This window comes from Escherichia sp. MOD1-EC6021 (assembly GCF_002965245.1).
GTDB lineage: Bacteria > Pseudomonadota > Gammaproteobacteria > Enterobacterales > Enterobacteriaceae > Escherichia > Escherichia coli_F.
This window is the reverse complement of the sequence record NZ_PTRU01000001.1, coordinates 187,439-206,938: the sequence shown is the minus strand read 5'-3', so window position 1 is coordinate 206,938 and position 19,500 is coordinate 187,439. Positions and strand designations below refer to the sequence as shown.

The following is a 19,500-nucleotide window of genomic DNA, read 5'->3' as shown; positions in this document are numbered from 1 at the left end:
TAGCGGTAAAAGCGTGTTACCGCAATGTTCTCTCTTCTCTGGAATATGATACACCGCCGAGAAATCATCACCTTAACCTCTGATAATCGTCATATACCGGACAAGACTAGTGGGATTCAGCATGCATTATATGAAGTGGATTTATCCACGCCGCTTACGCAATCAAATGATCCTGATGGCAATCCTGATGGTCATTGTCCCAACGCTTACTATTGGTTATATCGTAGAAACGGAAGGACGTTCAGCAGTCTTATCTGAAAAAGAGAAAAAACTTTCTGCCGTGGTCAACCTGCTTAATCAGGCGCTAGGCGATCGCTACGATCTCTACAACGACTTACCACGTGAGGAGCGAATCCACGCACTGAATGCAGAACTTGCTCCCATTACTGAAAATATCACTCACGCCTTTCCTGGCATAGGCGCTGGTTATTACAACAAAACGCTGGATGCGATAATCACTTACGCGCCTTCAGCGCTGTATCAGAATAATGTGGGCGTTACTATTGCCGCAGATCACCCTGGTCGCGAAGTCATGCGTACAAATACTCCTTTGATTTATTCAGGCAGGCAGGTGCGCGGCGATATTTTGAATTCAATGATCCCCATTGAGCGTAATGGTGAAATCCTCGGTTATATCTGGGCCAATGAATTAACCGAAGATATTCGTCGCCAGGCCTGGAAAATGGATGTGAGGATTATCATTGTGCTCACCGCCGGTTTGCTGATAAGCCTGCTGTTGATTGTCCTTTTCTTCCGTCGCCTGAGCGCCAATATAGATATCATCACCGATGGTCTCGCGACTCTGGCGCAAAATATTCCCACTCGATTACCACAATTGCCCGGTGAAATGGGGCAAATTAGTCAGAGTGTCAACAACCTCGCCCAGGCACTGCGTGAAACGCGAACACTTAACGATCTGATTATTGAAAACGCTGCCGATGGCGTCATTGCCATTGACCGCCAGGGTGATGTAACCACCATGAATCCGGCAGCAGAAGTCATTACTGGCTATCAACGTCATGAACTGGTAGGGCAGCCTTACTCCATGTTGTTCGACAATACTCAGTTCTACAGTCCAGTACTGGATACGCTGGAACATGGCACCGAACATGTGGCGCTGGAGATCAGTTTTCCAGGCCGTGACCGCACCATTGAACTCAGTGTCACTACCAGTCGTATTCATAACACGCACGGTGAAATGATAGGTGCTTTGGTGATTTTCTCTGATTTAACTGCCCGCAAAGAAACCCAGCGCCGCATGGCGCAAGCAGAACGCCTCGCCACACTGGGTGAGCTGATGGCTGGCGTGGCGCATGAAGTACGTAATCCGTTAACGGCTATTCGTGGTTATGTACAGATCTTGCGCCAACAAACCAGTGACCCAATACATCAGGAATATCTGTCCGTAGTACTCAAAGAAATCGATTCAATTAACAAAGTTATTCAGCAATTGCTCGAATTTTCACGCCCACGCCACAGTCAATGGCAACAAGTCAGCCTCAATGCATTGGTTGAAGAAACTCTGGTACTGGTACAAACCGCCGGCGTACAAGCGCGGGTCGACTTCATAAGCGAACTGGATAATGAATTAAGCCCGATTAACGCCGATCGTGAACTGCTCAAACAGGTACTACTGAATATCCTGATCAATGCCGTCCAGGCTATCAGTGCACGAGGGAAAATTCGCATTCGAACCTGGCAGTACAGCGACTCACAACAGGCCATTTCGATAGAGGACAACGGCAGTGGCATTGATCTCTCGCTGCAAAAAAAGATCTTCGATCCCTTTTTCACTACCAAAGCCTCAGGAACCGGGCTTGGTCTGGCGTTAAGTCAACGCATCATTAATGCCCATCAGGGTGATATTCGCGTCGCCAGTTTGCCGGGCTACGGCGCAACCTTCACGCTTATTTTACCGATCAACCCGCAGGGAAATCAGACTGTATGACTGCTATTAATCGCATCCTTATTGTGGATGATGAAGATAATGTTCGCCGTATGCTGAGCACCGCTTTTGCACTACAAGGATTCGAAACACATTGTGCGAACAACGGGCGCACAGCATTACACCTGTTTGCCGATATTCACCCTGACGTGGTGTTGATGGATATCCGCATGCCAGAGATGGACGGCATCAAGGCACTAAAGGAGATGCGCAGCCATGAGACACGGACACCCGTTATTCTGATGACGGCCTATGCTGAAGTGGAAACCGCCGTCGAAGCACTACGCTGCGGAGCCTTCGACTATGTTATCAAACCGTTTGATCTCGATGAGTTGAATTTAATCGTTCAGCGCGCTTTACAACTCCAGTCAATGAAAAAAGAGATCCGTCATCTGCACCAGGCACTTAGCACCAGCTGGCAATGGGGGCACATTCTCACCAACAGCCCGGCGATGATGGACATCTGCAAAGACACCGCCAAAATTGCCCTTTCTCAGGCCAGCGTCTTGATTAGCGGTGAAAGCGGCACCGGGAAAGAGTTGATTGCCAGAGCGATTCACTACAATTCGCGGCGGGCAAAGGGGCCGTTCATTAAAGTCAACTGCGCGGCACTGCCGGAATCGTTGCTCGAAAGTGAACTGTTTGGTCATGAAAAAGGCGCATTTACTGGTGCACAAACCCTACGTCAGGGATTATTTGAACGTGCCAACGAAGGTACTCTGCTCCTTGACGAAATTGGCGAAATGCCGCTGGTACTGCAAGCCAAATTACTACGCATTCTGCAGGAACGGGAATTTGAACGGATTGGCGGTCATCAGACCATAAAAGTTGATATCCGCATCATTGCAGCCACCAACCGTGACTTGCAGGCAATGGTAAAAGAAGGCACCTTCCGTGAAGATCTCTTTTATCGCCTTAACGTTATTCATTTAATACTGCCGCCTCTGCGCGATCGCCGGGAAGATATTTCACTGTTAGCTAATCACTTTTTGCAAAAATTCAGTAGTGAGAATCAGCGCGATATTATCGACATCGATCCGATGGCAATGTCGCTGCTTACCGCCTGGTCATGGCCGGGTAATATTCGAGAACTTTCCAACGTCATTGAACGCGCCGTCGTGATGAACTCAGGCCCGATCATTTTTTCTGAAGACCTTCCGCCGCAGATTCGTCAGCCAGTCTGTAATGTCGGTGAGGCAAAAACAGCTCCTGCCGGTGAGCGTAATTTAAAAGAGGAAATAAAACGCGTCGAAAAACGCATCATTATGGAAGTGCTGGAACAACAAGAAGGAAACCGAACCCGCACTGCTTTAATGCTAGGTATTAGTCGCCGGGCATTGATGTATAAACTCCAGGAATACGGTATCGATCCGGCGGATGTATAACACCAAAACTTGCTATGCAGAAATTTGCACAGTGCGCAAATTTCTGCATAGCCGTTCATTCAACCTCTTAATCCCCATCTTATTTATTCTTACTATTCAATAATTTAAAAAACAATATCAAACATTTTCATTCTGGCACTCCCCTTGCTATTCCCTGACTGTACCCACAACGGTGTATGCAAGAGGGATAAATAATGAAAACAAAATTGATGACATTACAAGACGCCTCCGGCTTCTTTCGTGACGGCATGACCATCATGGTGGGCGGATTTATGGGAATTGGCACTCCATCCCGCCTGGTGGAAGCATTACTGGAATCTGGCGTTCGCGACCTGACATTGATAGCCAATGATACCGCGTTTGTTGATACCGGCATCGGTCCGCTCATCGTCAATGGTCGAGTCCGCAAAGTAATTGCTTCACATATCGGCACCAACCCGGAAACCGGACGGCGCATGATTTCTGGCGAAATGGAGGTCGTTCTCGTACCGCAAGGTACATTGATTGAGCAAATTCGCTGTGGTGGAGCTGGACTTGGTGGTTTTCTCACGCCAACTGGTGTCGGCACCGTCGTAGAGGAAGGCAAACAGACGCTGACACTCGACGGTAAAACCTGGCTGCTTGAACGTCCACTGCGCGCCGACCTGGCGCTCATTCGCGCCCATCGTTGCGACACACTTGGCAACCTGACCTACCAACTTAGCGCCCGCAACTTTAACCCCCTGATTGCCCTTGCGGCTGATATCACGCTGGTGGAGCCAGATGAACTGGTCGAAACCGGCGAACTGCAACCTGACCATATTGTCACCCCTGGTGCCGTTATCGACCACATCATCGTTTCACAGGAGAGCAAATAATGGATGCGAAACAACGTATTGCACGCCGTGTGGCGCAAGAGCTTCGTGATGGTGACATCGTTAACTTAGGGATCGGTTTACCCACAATGGTCGCCAATTATTTACCGGAGGATATTCATATCACTCTGCAATCGGAAAATGGCTTCCTCGGTTTAGGCCCAGTCACTACAGCGCATCCAGATCTGGTGAACGCTGGCGGGCAACCATGCGGCATTTTACCCGGCGCAGCGATGTTCGACAGCGCAATGTCGTTTGCGCTGATTCGTGGTGGTCATATTGATGCCTGCGTACTCGGTGGTTTGCAGGTAGACGAAGAAGCAAACCTCGCGAACTGGGTAGTGCCTGGGAAAATGGTGCCCGGTATGGGTGGCGCGATGGATCTGGTGACCGGGGCACGCAAAGTGATCATTGCCATGGAACATTGCGCCAAAGATGGTTCAGCAAAAATTTTGCGCCGCTGCACCATGCCGCTCACTGCGCAACACGCGGTGCATATGCTGGTCACTGAACTGGCAGTCTTTCGTTTCATTGACGGCAAAATGTGGCTCACCGAAATTGCCGACGGGTGTGATTTAGCCACCGTGCGTGCCAAAACCGAAGCTCAGTTTGAAGTCGCCGCCGATCTGAATACGCAGCGGGGTGATTTATGATTGGTCGCATCTCGCGTTTTATGACGCGTTTTGTCAGCCGGTGGCTTCCCGATCCACTGATCTTTGCCATGTTGCTGACATTGCTAACGTTCGTGATCGCGCTTTGGTTAACACCACAAACGCCGATCAGCATGGTGAAAATGTGGGGGGACGGTTTCTGGAACTTGCTGGCGTTCGGTATGCAGATGGCGCTTATCATCGTTACCGGTCATGCCCTTGCCAGCTCTGCTCCGGTGAAAAACTTGCTGCGTACTGCCGCTTCCGCCGCAAAGACGCCCGTACAGGGCGTCATGCTGGTCACTTTCTTCGGTTCAGTCGCTTGTGTCATCAACTGGGGATTTGGTCTGGTTGTCGGAGCAATGTTCGCCCGTGAAGTCGCCCGGCGAGTACCCGGTTCTGATTATCCGTTGCTCATTGCCTGCGCCTACATTGGTTTTCTTACCTGGGGTGGCGGTTTCTCTGGTTCAATGCCTCTGTTGGCTGCCACACCGGGCAATCCGGTTGAGCATATCGCCGGGCTTATCCCGGTGGGCGATACTCTGTTCAGTGGTTTTAACATTTTCATCACTGTGGCATTGATTGTGGTGATGCCATTTATTACCCGCATGATGATGCCAAAACCCTCCGACGTGGTGAGTATCGATCCGAAACTACTCATGGAAGAGGCTGATTTTCAAAAGCAACTACCGAAAGATGCTCCACCGTCCGAGCGACTGGAAGAAAGCCGCATTCTGACGTTGATCATCGGCGCACTCGGTATCGCTTACCTGGCGATGTACTTCAGCGAACATGGCTTCAACATCACCATCAATACCGTCAACCTGATGTTTATGATTGCGGGTCTGCTGCTACATAAAACGCCAATGGCTTATATGCGTGCTATCAGCGCGGCAGCACGCAGTACCGCCGGAATTCTGGTGCAATTCCCCTTCTACGCGGGGATCCAACTGATGATGGAGCACTCCGGTCTGGGCGGACTCATTACCGAATTCTTCATCAATGTTGCGAACAAAGACACCTTCCCGGTAATGACCTTCTTTAGTTCTGCACTGATTAACTTCGCCGTTCCGTCTGGCGGCGGTCACTGGGTTATTCAGGGACCTTTCGTGATACCCGCAGCCCAGGCGCTGGGAGCCGATCTCGGTAAATCAGTAATGGCGATAGCTTACGGTGAACAGTGGATGAATATGGCACAACCGTTCTGGGCGCTGCCAGCACTGGCAATCGCTGGACTCGGTGTCCGCGACATCATGGGCTATTGCATCACTGCTCTGCTTTTCTCCGGCGTCATTTTCGTCATTGGTTTAACGCTGTTCTGACGGCAACCCTACAGACAGAAGGAATATAAAATGAAAAATTGTGTCATCGTCAGCGCGGTACGTACTGCTATCGGTAGTTTTAACGGTTCACTCGCTTCCACCAGCGCCATCGACCTGGGGGCGACAGTAATTAAAGCCGCCATTGAACGCGCAAAAATCGATTCACAACATATCGATGAAGTGATTATGGGTAACGTGTTGCAAGCCGGGCTGGGGCAAAATCCGGCGCGTCAGGCACTGTTAAAAAGCGGACTGGCCGAAACGGTGTGCGGATTCACGGTCAATAAGGTGTGTGGTTCGGGTCTGAAAAGCGTGGCGCTTGCCGCCCAGGCAATTCAGGCAGGTCAGGCGCAGAGCATTGTGGCGGGGGGTATGGAAAATATGAGTTTAGCGCCCTACTTACTCGATGCAAAAGCGCGCTCCGGTTATCGTCTGGGAGACGAACAGGTTTATGACGTAATCCTGCGCGATGGCCTGATATGCGCCACCCATGGTTATCATATGGGAATTACCGCCGAAAACGTGGCTAAGGAGTACGGGATTACCCGCGAAATGCAGGATGAACTGGCGCTACATTCACAGCGTAAAGCGGTTGCCGCAATTGAGTCCGGTGCTTTTACAGCCGAAATCGTCCCGGTAAATGTTGTCACCCGGAAGAAAACCCTCGTCTTCAGTCAAGACGAATTCCCGAAACCAGATTCTACTACAGAAGCTCTGGCTGCATTGCGTCCGGCCTTCGATAAAGCAGGTACTGTCACCGCCGGGAACGCGTCAGGTATTAACGACGGTGCTGCCGCTCTGGTGATTATGGAAGAATCTACGGCGCTGGCAGCAGGCCTTACCCCCTTGGCTCGCATTAAAAGTTATGCCAGCGGTGGCGTGCCCCCCGCATTGATGGGTATGGGGCCAGTACCTGCCACGCAAAAAGCGTTACAACTGGCGGGGCTGCAGCTGGCAGACATTGATCTTATCGAAGCCAATGAAGCATTTGCCGCGCAATTCCTTGCCGTTGGGAAAACACTGGGCTTTGATCCTGAGAAAGTGAATGTCAACGGTGGGGCCATCGCGCTGGGGCATCCTATCGGCGCCAGCGGTGCGCGTATTCTGGTCACACTATTACATGCAATGCAGGCACGCGATAAAACGCTGGGTCTGGCAACGTTGTGCATTGGCGGCGGTCAAGGAATTGCGATGGTGATTGAACGATTGAATTAACATGTAAAAACGCCCGATAGCGAAAGTCATCGGGCGTTTTCTTGAACATTGACAGTAAAGATAACCTCAGTAATCACCAGTCAAAACTTTTCACCAGCGTCAGTTCGCCAGCATTACGCATCGGTACAATAAATGTTTCCTGTTTCTCATTAACCGATCCTTCATCGGTGATCAACGTCAGTTGGGCGGTCGTCAATTCCGTTTCACTGCGTCCGCCATAGTAGTTGATATATACCTGATAGCGCCCGTGAACTGGCGCTGGCATGGCGAAAATCTCCGGTCCGTAACCCGTCGTGACATCCATATCCAGTGCACCACTGTTTTTCAGCACGGTGTTACCGTACCAGGCGTGTTCGCCATCAGGTGTGACAACGTGAAGATCGAGGTCGGTATTGTCCGTATCCCAGGAGAGAACCAGCCGTAAACGCGCGCGGATCACTCCAGCGCCCGGCGTTGAGTAAAACTGCATTTTTTGTCGGCTTTGCCCATCTGGGCTGATGACCTGCACGCTGTTGCTGCCTTCAGTGAAAATATAAGGGCGTGCAAATGAACCATCGGATTCAATTCTCTGCGGCATACTGGCACCGTTGACCACCAACCGGCCCTGCTGAACTTTACCCGCCGCCGCATAATTCTTTATTTTGCCGCGGATCTGCGCTGAGATATTTTGATCATCTGCCATGTTGACGGACGACGCGGGGTAATTGATCGATTGTGAAAAGCTGGCATCTTCACCATCCGCAGGATGCCAGCCAGAGAGCGGTGCATCAATCTCGACTTCCTGTACACCTTCACTGTGAGCGACAGGCGAAAGCGCCACCAGTAACAACGGAAGAAAAATCTTTCGCATAGCATTAGTCCATTAATAATTGTCGGGTCAGCGTTTCGATATAGTTCTCATCAAGCCCGGTGGGATAACCATCAAAGGCCAGGTGCAGATACTCATGGGTTAAATCAAGCCGATCCTGAAGCGTAAAGAAGTTACGAATAAACAGCCGTTTCTGCTGCCGCTCGGTATAGGGGAAACCTGAGACTAAACGGCAGACCGCAAACACGTCTGGTTCGTTGTACCCCGTTTCGCCTTGTAACATACGCCGCCACTGCGGCATTTTTTTCGCCAGCCAGGCCTTCGCTTTGGGTAATAACTGGCAGGTTGAGCGTGGCGCTCCCCAGCGGCTAAGGCTGTTGTCGGGATAAGCAAACGCGAGTATCTGGTCGTAACGCTCTCCCTGCCCCGCCTGGGCGGTGGCTTGCCGCCAGGAGAGTGTCCCTTCGGTAGCGCGACTGCCGTGATAATGAACCGGATCGCCAGCGTAAATGAGATCCTGCGTCCAGGCGGTCATCGTCCGCGCGCCCGTGGTGGCTGGCGAAGCAGAAACACGCTGCATGGCGCTGCTGTCGGGGATGGTCAGGCAATCGCCTTCCCGATTGGCGTTTTGCTGTAAGAAAGTGCGAATCGCCACGGTCATAGCTTTCGCTGCCTCCGGAGGCGTACTTTTCGCCTCGCGATCCAGCACTCTGGCAACGTACTCTTCACGATCAAGATGCGACTGCAATTTCAGTTTGCCCTTTTCTGTCAGTAAGGTCGTCTCACCGTGGCTGACAAACGTAATGTGGTTACCATTGGCAAACGTCACACGATAGCGCCCATTAAGTACGCCGGGATTTACTGCTGTCGTACTCTTTTCCGCCGTGATTTTCTTCAGCGGATAACGGGCAAACAGCTCCACCTCAACACATTGCCCACTGGCAACTTGCGTCGGCACTGGCAATACCCGATTAAGCACCGTCGCATAACGGGTCAGTACCGTTTTGCTGGTGCCGCTGCCAGTAACCCACAGCGGTGTACCATCGGTTAACCAGCCGGCAAAACCACCCTGACGGATTTCCTGTTTATCATCGGCAAACCAGCTCCAGGTTTTCACCCTTACCCGACTACCGAGCATGGATGCGACACCGATTTTCGCCTCGTCCAGCACCACATCCAGTAAGATTTCCTGAGCTTTGTTTTGCGCGGGTAACGTCGCTAATGAATCAAGCAGCGATTTAACCGTTACCGAGGTTTCTGGCTTCAGCGTAGGAAGAGACGCTAACCACGCAGGTGCCTGACGCTGTTGCCAGTATTGCCCCCAAACATCTGCACCAATATGCAACCGTTGCGGCGCAAAATAGAGTCCACAGGAGCGTACCAGCGCGGTATCGCGCGTTATGCTCTCCCCAGCCTGACAACAATAAACCTCTTCCGGGGAGTTTCCGCGACACTGGTAGGGCTGCTCTGGTTGATGGGTATCCTCCAGCCAGGCGTAAACATACAGTTTCCACAAACTCCCTAACGGCGTGGTGAGTGTGTCAGGTAATGCCGAGACTTTGGTCACGCCTGATGACGACAGCTGATACAGTTGATCGTGCTGCGCGCCCCGCAGCGCCAGTTGTAACGGCGTCTCCTCCGCAAGCGTTGGCAGAGTAACCAACGCTAATAGCCAGACGATTCTGCGCCAGTTCACTTATTTCACCTGCATCCCGGTCCATTCGCTCCCTGCCGCAACACTTTGCTGTGCAGGTGCATAGGAACGCACATAACGAGCAGGAGGCAGAACGAATTGCCCTTTTTGCGAGAAGCGCAGCAAATGGCGGAAAGTGACCGTTCCCGTCAGTTCTTTCACCGGCACCATATAGGCCAGTTCGCCCATTTCATTTCGCGCTTTTTCCAGCAACTGCCCCTGCTGTTTCGCGGCGTTGGGTTTATTGACCGAAATGCCCCACGTTGTCCGCTCAACGTCAGCCCCCGGCGGGAGCGGTACTTCCACCTGACCGTAGCGCAGAACTGCATCCTGCTCGCTGGTAAGTGTGATTTCATCGAGATACAGCGCATCGCCGTCAATCTCATTGCTGTTGACAGGCTGTAAGGTAAAGTTCATATCCTCTTCACCCGGGATAAGCCGATACAACTGACGTTCAACGGTCACCGGAATGTTACTTTGTTGGGCCGTTTTTGCCGGTTCACGCCAGCGGACCTGCACATTTTGCGGCGATAATTCGTCACCAAAAGAGAGAATGTCCGGCACGCCCTGACCAACCCAACGCCAGTATTCACCCCCTCCGGTTAACTTATGTTTGGCCCATGCGCCCGCAGGAGCAGGTAACGTAACCGGAGGCATCGTCGCCATATATTTCGCCAGCCAGTTCATTGCCAGCGCGCGCTCAATGGTGGATTGCTCAGCGGTTAAACCACTTAAAATAGCGGCAGCCTGGGTGGCGTCGCCTCCGCTATTGAGCAGCACAACCGTGTGCGCCAGCGGCTGGTTACTGTTTGCCGCTTTATCCCACGCATATTGCTGAACCTGTGGCATCACAGTGGACTTCAACTGCGTTTTTTTCAGCAACGTCATGGTTAAGACGTTTGCCACCGCATCTGCCAGTGGAGATTCAGGTGTATCGAGGATCAGGCTGTCATTGATATCGCTGGTGTCTGCCTCAGAGAAATCTTTAGTTTTAGTTCCGCGCCGGGCGATAGCTTCATCCAACCCTTTCAACAACGTTTTGCACGGCAGATTCATCTCCTGCGCCCACGCCAGCACCAGCGCCCGATGCAATAACGGCATGTTATCCGCCTGCTCCGCGTAGCTGTCGAGCATATGCTGCCAGTATTCCGGTTGTTGCGTTACGCCGAGCGCCTGGCTGGCCTGCCAGTCGGCGTACCATGCCCATGCCGTCAGGAAGGCGTCGCCATTGCCATCTTCACCCCACCAGGTAAAGCGCGCTCCGGGCCCCGCCAGTTGCATCAGCCGCAGACGGTTATCCTGAATCCTCTGACGAATGTCGTTAGCGGCGGCACTTTGATGATCGGCAAGTGAACGCCAGGCGAAACTGAGCGGGATCAGACGGCTACCGGTGTTGATCACGCCACCCCACGGTTCATCGACTAACGCATCAAGATTGTTACGGAAAATCTCCTGCGGCGTTTCGCTACTTTGCAACCGGATATTGCTCGCCTGCTCGGGCAACATCAGTGCGTTATCGCCACCGCCGAGCATGACGTTTTTCTGCTGTTCAACGGGCCAGCTGTTATCCACAAAAGACAGTTTTGTGCTAATACTGTCCTGCACTTGCCCATTTTGTTGGAGTTCTGCACTTAACAAGCCAGATTGCTGAATATTCTGCGTCAGCGAAATATAATTCGCCCCTTTATGCAACGTCAGCGTCTGACGCACCTCAGCGCCTGAAAATTTAGTCACCAGCGCCACCGGTTCGTTATCCTGCTGACTGAAGATAAACAGTCCTGCCGCCGGTTTGTCGCCCATGCGATATACCGTTGGCATACTCCACTTCATGTAGAGATTTTTTTCCGAACGCAAATAAGCACGCCCCTGCCCGACCAGCCCGTCGCCGTTCATCCCACGCGCGGTGATGCGCCAGCGGGTTAATGAATCAGGCATCAGGAACGTGAAATATGCTTTGCCTTGTTTATCGGTTGTGAGTGACGGCATCCATGCCGCAGTATCCACCTCTTCACGCCGTGGACGTTCCAGCATTTTCACTCGCCGCTCGCTGCGGTTAGTCGCGCCAGGCGCAACAGGTTCGCTGGAGAGCGCCTGGTCGTAGCTGATAAATGACAGGCTGGAGCTGGTACGCACATTGTTACGCCCCAGCGGATAGAAAAATTTGCCGATATTCGGCGCGATTTCCGGTTGCAGCGCGTAGATCATTTCATCGACCACGCCAACCGTTAACTGCGCAGAAACTGGTTTACCTTTCAGCAACGAGGTTAATTCGACATTGACCAGTTCACCTGGCTGGTAATGGGTTTTGTCCGTTTTCACCCGAATATCCAACTGGGGAACGGCAACTTTGATTCCGGCGTTCTGAAAACTGTACTGACCGTTACGGGTATACAGCACCGAAAAAGTGATGTTAGGCGCAAAGGAATTGCTCACCGGTACGCGGGCTTCATACTGGGTATCGTTTAAACGTTGTAACGTCAGCCAGTTTGCCGGATGCGATAGCAGCGACTGCTGTTCCACGCGATCGCGTTCCAGCGTCAATAATGCTTCATCAATTGGCTCCGGGAAGGTAATCAGCATCTTCGCGGTTTCGCCAGGCTGGTACAACGTTTTATCTGCCACGATATCTACCGTACCAGTATGCGACGTGCTGCCCTTACCGCTGACGGCATGGCTTAACCCGGCGAGAATTAAGCCGTCTTTATCGCGTAACGTCAGGTTGTAGTTGCCTGGTTTATCGAAATTGACGGTAAAGGATTTGCCGCCAGGAGGTAGATCTCCGCTGTGGCTCGTGCGGTCTTCCAGACGCAACCACTCATACGTAACAGGAACCTGTTTTGAAGATTCCAGCGCAGCATAACGGAAAACAACCGATCCACCGCTATTGCTGTATTGTGCGGCGGTGCTCAAAGTGTAATGCGCCAGACCGCGTTCAATGAGGATCTCTTTGGTGGTGGTAACACGATACGCCGCGCCGTCACTGGCGGAGACAGTTAACAAATAACGGCTTGGTTTATCGGCGGCGGGGAGATTTAACGCCACATGACCATTATCGTCGGAAACCGTTTCACTGCCTTCCAGCGACACCGGGAAACGTCCGGCATAACGCAAATCGTTACCGACCATTGATAATTGCTGAGCGCGCAAACTTAACTGCACGCGGGCATCTTTTACCGGCTCGCCATCCGGGTAAAGCAGTTGCAGTTTGCCGCTAACCGCTTCGCCTGTTTTGAACTCTTTTTTGTCGAGAGCTAAACCAATCTCAAAATGTGGCTTGATATAGTTGGCTACGCGAAAACTACTGCTATAGACCTGATTGCGGTAAGCAAGACGTAATTCATAACCTCCGGCAACGGCATTTTCTGGCAGGCGGAAACTCCCCTGCCCGCCATTACGCGCATCCAGCGTGACATTGACGGTTTGCAACAGGCTGCCATTAGCATCCAGCACTGAAAGTTTCGCCGGTGCGCTGACGATAGGGGATGAATGCAACGGATCGTGGAACTCGCGGCCCATCACTTTAACATCGACACGATCGCCTGCGCGATATAGCGGGCGATCAGTAAAGATATACAAGCGGGTATTGTAGATTTCACTTTCGTAGAAAAAATTCTCGGAGACAAAAACGCCGCCTTCTGCATCTTTACCCAGAATGTATGAACGTTCCGGCGATATATGTTGTAACTGTAAGGTACCGCTGTCATCGGTCACACCGCGAGTCATCACGCCAAGACCGTCAGTCCACAGGATCTCTGAGCCTGGCTTCGCTTCACCCTGTTTTTTGCCAGCAGTCCACACCAGAAGTTCGTTGCCTGACACTTTGCTAAGCGCCACGGTATCGGAAACAAACACCACCGTCGTTGCCCGATACCCACCGACCATCGCTTCGACGAGATACAGTCCTGGCTCTTGTTTGCCGAGAGGAATATAGATGTTGCCCGGCTGCGGCGAGATGAAATTGCTGGATGCGCCTTCCAGTTTTACCCCTTGCTGCGGCTCGACCGGTTTTGCCTGCCATAGTGGATAGCGGAACTGTTCCACCAGTGGATATTTTTTCAGCGGTGAAAACTGGCTGTTCTGTACATAACGGGAAGGTTTAACAATGGCATTACCGAGCTGTAATTCGGGTAACGCCTGAGTCACATTCTGCCGTGACTGAGAAGAGAAAGTACGCTGCATTACACGGCGAGATTTGCCATACCAGTTATCCCACAGCCAGGTTAGCGTATTGTTCAGCCCGTCGCCCAGATATTGCGGTTGCACCACAATGCGATGCAGGTTTTTCTGCTGGCGCAAAAATGCCATCGGGTCAGGAATACGATACAGGCGAACGTCCACGCCGCCGTACTCTTCCATCTGGTAACGCCGATAATCACGCCCCGGCGCTTCCAGTCGCACTTTCGCCTCTTCACTGCTGCTAAAACTGCTGTCAGCGAGCAAAAAGAATGTTCCCCCGGCGGGCGGCGCATAGTTACTGGAAGGAAGCGAATCATCAGCATTAGCAAGCCCTGTTCCCACAAGAGACAGGCACAAGCACGCTGCTATCGCGCCAGAAAATTTAAACGATAAATGCCAATGAAATTGGGATTGGAATCGTTGGGTATCCATCGGGTGTCCTTCCATGTCATAAGTTGTTGCAGACTGACTGCGCGCATTCCGTTGTCAGTTTTCGTGGCGCTTCCGGTGTGGTAGATGACGTAACGCCCCATCCAGACCATTAAGTGCTGGGCATCGCCCTGATCGAAAAAAATCATATCGCCAGGCAACGCCTGGTTTATGTCCTGGCCAATAAATTGGCTGTTGTACTGAATCAAATTAATCGCGGTCACATAGGGGCCGGTTTTTCCGTTCCCCTGATTCCAGTTTTGCGCCAGTTGACGCTGTTCAGGTGTTAGCGTCATTTCAGGCGGCAAATACTGACTTGCTATACCGTTACTTTTTAGCCATTTGCTGTCGTGAACTTTCAGCGCCTCGTTCGCCGAAAATCGCACCAGGCCCGCGCAATCCTGCTGATACCAGCGCGGACTTGGCCCCTGGCGAAGCTGTTCCTGTGCAATACGTACAAACCAGGCGCGAAACAGCCCCGATTGTTCGACATTCAGCATTTCGCTATGAGCAACAACACAACACAGCCAGCAAATCAGCGCCAGCAGCCCGTGCCTCATAGTGGCTGCCAGGTAATGGGTAGCCACTGCCAGGCGGCACCGGGTTCCATCTGGGCCACCTTCATGACATAACGCGGTTGTTGAGATAAAGCGTCCAGCTTCGGCATTAATAAAGTTTGTGCGGCGTTATAAAAAACCGGTTCGAGATTCTTCGGCAGACTGGTCAGCGTTTCGTTGCGCAGCAGTTTCGCCACGCCTTGTGGATTGATATAGACCGGAACAATGCCTTCAGTGGGTATCACATCCACCATTGCCGGGCGGGTTTTATTCAGTGTTTGCAACGCGTTATTGACCAGCGTGTCATCGAGGGAGAAAAGCATCGTCTTGTTTTGCATCGCCAGCGACACGCGGAAAAAATAATCCGACATTAATTGATCTGGTTGCGCTGCCTGCACTTTCGGATACTGACCGTATCGGGAACTCACTTCGCGACGCCAGATTTGCGCTTCGCCCTGCTGCGTCTGGGTTACTGGCAATATACCTTCTGCCGCTTTGCTTTCGTGCGCACCAATATTTTGCGTAAACAGTTTTCCTGGCAATTGCACTTGTTCGGCAGAGCCATCAAACTGACCGACAAACAGCGGAGTTTGCAATTTTGAATCTTCATACCAGCACAGCCCGGCTGCACCATCTAACGCCCCGTTGAGCTTGTCGTTTTCCTGGCTGATGTGGGAAAGCATCTCTTCAGCAATACCATGTGAATAAGGCACCGCCACACAGAAGCTGGCCCCTGCAGGCATACTGTTCCATACCGGCGTAAAATCGAAACTGGCATCTACGCTTGCGGATTCATCATTTAACGCCAGAAAACTGTGCCAGCCGTCATTGCTCATTTCGAAGCGCACACCAGCAAAAGAAGGCATTAATCGCTGGTAGCCAAAACCCAGCAAATTTGCACTGACCACGATGCGCTGGCGTACTGGCGTTTTTTCGGCAGTACGCTCTTCCAGGCCAAAGCTGGCTTGCCAGCGTTTTTTACCGCTCAACAAATCACTTGCGATCGCCGTGGCTTCGGTATCCTGCTGATCATCTTTAAACAGCATGTCCGTGCTGGAAAACACCAGCATCTTGTCCTGATAAGTTGCGAACATCAGGACGTTATTGCCGTTATAGCGCAACTGATAAACCGGGATGGTTTCACTATTTAGCTTAATACTACTGATTTCCGTTTTACTTAACTGGCTGTCGCTGGTAGCGGCAAACAGCAATGGCTCCAGCAGCTTGCTTAAACCACTTCGCTGGATCAGCACCATATAATGAGAAAGATGCCCTTGTTTATCGTGCCATAGCGCCGCCTGCGCGGGCTGATCTAAGAGTGACGAAAAGAGCTTATCTTTTAGTGTGAGATCGTGTTCGTAGACAATGCGGCGAATGCTGCCTTCAATGCCCAGACGGTCGGCATGGTTCTGATAATAAAAAACGAAATCTTCGCTTAGAACATCGTGAAGAAAAGGAATAGTGAGAAGATCTTTGGGAAGCTGGCTCAGAGAGTCGCTATCGAGAAAGAGATCCGGCTCATTGAGATCGATTTGTAGATTGTTGTGTACCACCAGCGGCGACAACGTTTTTTCTGGCCCACTACCAGCATATTGCAATGCCCAGACACCAGCGGAAAGCAGTACTATTGCGCCAAAACCCACAAGACCATAGAACCGCAAGCCTTTCGCCTTTTTTTCACTACCCATTGCCACATTCCTTGTGTAAAGCCAGCCATTTTTTATGGGTACAGCAAAACTTTACCGCGCCCTAATACGACAAAAGCCCAGACTTTGCAGCCTGGACTTCAATTCAAAAAAGGGAGATAACTCCCTTTTGGCATGAGGCGATGAAATTATTCTTCTTCTGGCTCGTCGTCAACGTCCACTTCCGGAGCGATTTCATCGTCCCCTTCCGCAGCACTGCCGTCGATGGTATCCAGATCTTCCTCGTCAACCGGTTCAGCAACACGTTGCAGACCCACCACGTTTTCATCTTCCGCAGTACGGATAAGGATCACGCCCTGGGTGTTACGGCCCACGATGCTGATTTCAGAAACGCGAGTACGTACCAGCGTACCGGCATCGGTGATCATCATGATCTGGTCGCAGTCATCTACCTGCACCGCGCCAACCACTAAACCGTTACGTTCGGTAACCTTGATGGAGATAACCCCTTTCGTCGCACGCGACTTAGTCGGGTATTCCGCTACCGCAGTACGTTTACCGTAACCATTTTGCGTTGCGGTGAGGATTGCACCATCGCCACGAGGCACGATCAGAGAGACGACTTTATCGCCTTCACCTAAGCGAATACCGCGAACACCGGTGGTGTTGCAGCCCATCGCACGGACAGAAGACTCTTTAAAGCGCACCACTTTACCTTCAGCGGAGAACAGCATTACTTCGTCTTCGCCGCTGGTCAGGTCAACGCCGATCAGCTCATCGCCGTCAACCAGTTTGATCGCCACTTTACCAGCGGTACGCAGACGGTTGAACTCGGTGAGGACGGTTTTCTTCACAGTACCGTTAGCGGTCGCCATGAAGACTTTCACACCTTCTTCAAACTCAGTCACCGGCAGGATCGCGGTGATACGTTCGTCCTGCTCCAGCGGCAGCAGGTTGACGATCGGACGACCGCGCGCGCCACGAGTGGCTTCCGGCAACTGATAGACTTTCATCGAATAGACGCGACCACGGCTGGAGAAGCACAGAATATGGTCGTGGGTGTTCGCCACCAGCAGTCGGTCAATAAAGTCTTCTTCTTTAATACGTGCGGCAGATTTACCTTTCCCGCCACGACGCTGCGCTTCGTATTCAGAAAGCGGCTGATACTTCACGTAGCCCTGGTGAGAGAGCGTCACGACCACATCTTCCTGGGTGATCAGATCTTCCAGGTTGATGTCTGCGCTGTTGGCGGTGATTTCAGTACGACGTTTGTCACCGAACTGTTCACGAACCAGTTCCAGCTCTTCGCGGATCACTTCCATCAGACGATCGGCACTGCCAAGAATACGCAGCAGTTCTGCGATCTGATCCAGCAGCTCTTTGTATTCGTCGAGCAGTTTTTCATGCTCAAGGCCGGTCAGTTTCTGCAAACGCAGATCCAGAATCGCCTGAGCTTGCTGTTCGGTCAGGTAGTACAGACCATCACGCACGCCGAACTCTGGCTCCAGCCATTCCGGACGCGCAGCATCATCGCCCGCTCGTTCGAGCATCGCGGCAACGTTGCCCAGCTGCCACGGATTAGCAACCAGCGCCGTTTTCGCTTCTGCAGGCGTCGGCGCATGACGGATCAGTTCGATAATCGGATCGATGTTTGCCAGCGCCACGGCTAATGCTTCAAGGATATGAGCACGGTCGCGAGCTTTACGCAGCTCGAAAATAGTACGACGAGTCACCACTTCACGGCGGTGACGAACAAACGCAGCGATGATGTCTTTCAGGTTCATGATCTTCGGCTGACCATGGTGCAATGCCACCATGTTAATACCGAAAGAAACCTGCAACTGGGTCTGGGAGTAGAGGTTGTTGAGCACCACTTCACCGACCGCATCGCGTTTGACTTCAATCACGATGCGCATACCGTCTTTGTCAGACTCGTCACGCAGCGCGCTGATGCCTTCCACGCGTTTTTCTTTTACCAGTTCCGCAATTTTTTCGATCAGGCGCGCTTTGTTCACCTGATACGGAATTTCGTGGACGATAATGGTTTCACGCCCGGTTTTGGCGTCAACTTCCACTTCCGCACGGGCGCGGATATATACCTTGCCGCGACCGGTACGGTAAGCTTCTTCGATACCGCGACGACCGTTAATGATTGCCGCCGTCGGGAAGTCCGGCCCCGGGATGTGTTCCATCAGCCCTTCAATGCTGATGTCTTCATCATCGATATACGCCAGACAACCGTTGATGACTTCCGTCAGGTTGTGTGGCGGGATGTTGGTTGCCATACCTACGGCGATACCGGAAGAACCGTTCACCAGCAGGTTAGGAATTTTGGTCGGCATGACGTCCGGAATTTTTTCCGTGCCGTCATAGTTATCAACGAAATCGACCGTCTCTTTTTCGAGATCGGCCATCAGTTCATGGGCAATTTTCGCCAGACGGATTTCCGTATAACGCATTGCCGCCGCAGAGTCGCCGTCGATGGAACCGAAGTTACCCTGACCGTCTACCAGCATGTAACGCAGCGAGAATGGCTGCGCCATACGGACGATCGTGTCATAAACCGCCGAGTCACCATGGGGATGGTATTTACCGATTACGTCACCAACGACACGGGCAGATTTTTTATAGGCTTTGTTCCAGTCATTGCCTAGTACGTTCATGGCGTAAAGTACGCGACGGTGTACCGGCTTCAGGCCATCTCGGACATCCGGCAGCGCACGGCCAACAATGACCGACATCGCATAATCCAGATAGGAGCTCTTCAGCTCTTCCTCAATGTTGACCGGTGTAATTTCTCTCGCAAGGTCGCTCATCTAA

12 protein-coding genes are annotated in these 19,500 nt (G+C 52.0%); 6 read left to right on the top strand and 6 right to left on the bottom strand.

Features of this window, described 5'->3' with window-relative positions:
* The first annotated feature begins 121 nt into the window (after positions 1 to 121).
* The 6 genes from atoS (at position 122) to atoB (ending at position 7,371) form a co-directional block, all read left to right on the top strand.
* Positions 122 to 1,948 (top strand): two-component system sensor histidine kinase AtoS, encoded by a 1,827-nt coding sequence (atoS, locus tag BEB54_RS01060; protein ID WP_105276851.1) that lies wholly within the window; start codon positions 122 to 124, stop codon positions 1,946 to 1,948.
* The gene (gene atoC, locus BEB54_RS01055) at positions 1,945 to 3,330 is read left to right on the top strand and encodes an acetoacetate metabolism transcriptional regulator AtoC (protein ID WP_032303396.1); all 1,386 of its coding nucleotides are present in this window, start codon (positions 1,945 to 1,947) and stop codon (positions 3,328 to 3,330) included. The genes atoS and atoC overlap by 4 nt, the downstream gene beginning before the upstream one ends.
* A 194-nt stretch (positions 3,331 to 3,524) precedes the next feature.
* Positions 3,525 to 4,187, top strand: coding sequence for an acetate CoA-transferase subunit alpha (gene atoD / locus BEB54_RS01050; RefSeq protein ID WP_000850525.1), 663 nt, complete (start codon positions 3,525 to 3,527; stop codon positions 4,185 to 4,187).
* Positions 4,187 to 4,837 (top strand): acetate CoA-transferase subunit beta, encoded by a 651-nt coding sequence (atoA, locus tag BEB54_RS01045; protein ID WP_000339050.1) that lies wholly within the window; start codon positions 4,187 to 4,189, stop codon positions 4,835 to 4,837. The genes atoD and atoA overlap by 1 nt, the downstream gene beginning before the upstream one ends.
* The gene (locus tag BEB54_RS01040; RefSeq protein WP_105276850.1) at positions 4,834 to 6,156 is read left to right on the top strand and encodes a TIGR00366 family protein; all 1,323 of its coding nucleotides are present in this window, start codon (positions 4,834 to 4,836) and stop codon (positions 6,154 to 6,156) included. Before atoA ends, BEB54_RS01040 begins: the two co-directional genes overlap by 4 nt.
* Positions 6,157 to 6,186: 30 nt before the next feature.
* Positions 6,187 to 7,371 (top strand): acetyl-CoA acetyltransferase, encoded by a 1,185-nt coding sequence (gene atoB, locus BEB54_RS01035; protein WP_105276849.1) that lies wholly within the window; start codon positions 6,187 to 6,189, stop codon positions 7,369 to 7,371.
* A 73-nt stretch (positions 7,372 to 7,444) separates the two neighbouring features.
* Here the strand turns inward: atoB and BEB54_RS01030 are convergent, their stop codons facing one another.
* From BEB54_RS01030 to gyrA, 6 genes are all read right to left on the bottom strand, one after another.
* Positions 7,445 to 8,221 (bottom strand): YfaP family protein, encoded by a 777-nt coding sequence (locus BEB54_RS01030; protein WP_105276848.1) that lies wholly within the window; start codon positions 8,219 to 8,221, stop codon positions 7,445 to 7,447.
* 4 nt (positions 8,222 to 8,225) lie between these two features.
* Positions 8,226 to 9,875, bottom strand: a complete 1,650-nt coding sequence (locus BEB54_RS01025; RefSeq protein WP_105276847.1) for a YfaQ family protein — start codon at positions 9,873 to 9,875, stop codon at positions 8,226 to 8,228.
* Positions 9,876 to 14,390, bottom strand: a complete 4,515-nt coding sequence (locus tag BEB54_RS01020) for an alpha-2-macroglobulin family protein (protein WP_183083030.1) — start codon at positions 14,388 to 14,390, stop codon at positions 9,876 to 9,878.
* 23 nt (positions 14,391 to 14,413) lie between these two features.
* Positions 14,414 to 15,037, bottom strand: coding sequence for a DUF1175 domain-containing protein (locus tag BEB54_RS01015; protein ID WP_001328405.1), 624 nt, complete (start codon positions 15,035 to 15,037; stop codon positions 14,414 to 14,416).
* Complete coding sequence (locus tag BEB54_RS01010) at positions 15,034 to 16,722, bottom strand: DUF2138 domain-containing protein (protein WP_105276845.1); 1,689 nt, start codon at positions 16,720 to 16,722, stop codon at positions 15,034 to 15,036. Before BEB54_RS01010 ends, BEB54_RS01015 begins: the two co-directional genes overlap by 4 nt.
* A gap of 146 nt (positions 16,723 to 16,868) precedes the next feature.
* Positions 16,869 to 19,496, bottom strand: a complete 2,628-nt coding sequence (gene gyrA, locus BEB54_RS01005; protein ID WP_001281242.1) for a DNA topoisomerase (ATP-hydrolyzing) subunit A — start codon at positions 19,494 to 19,496, stop codon at positions 16,869 to 16,871.
* Positions 19,497 to 19,500 lie beyond the last annotated feature (4 nt).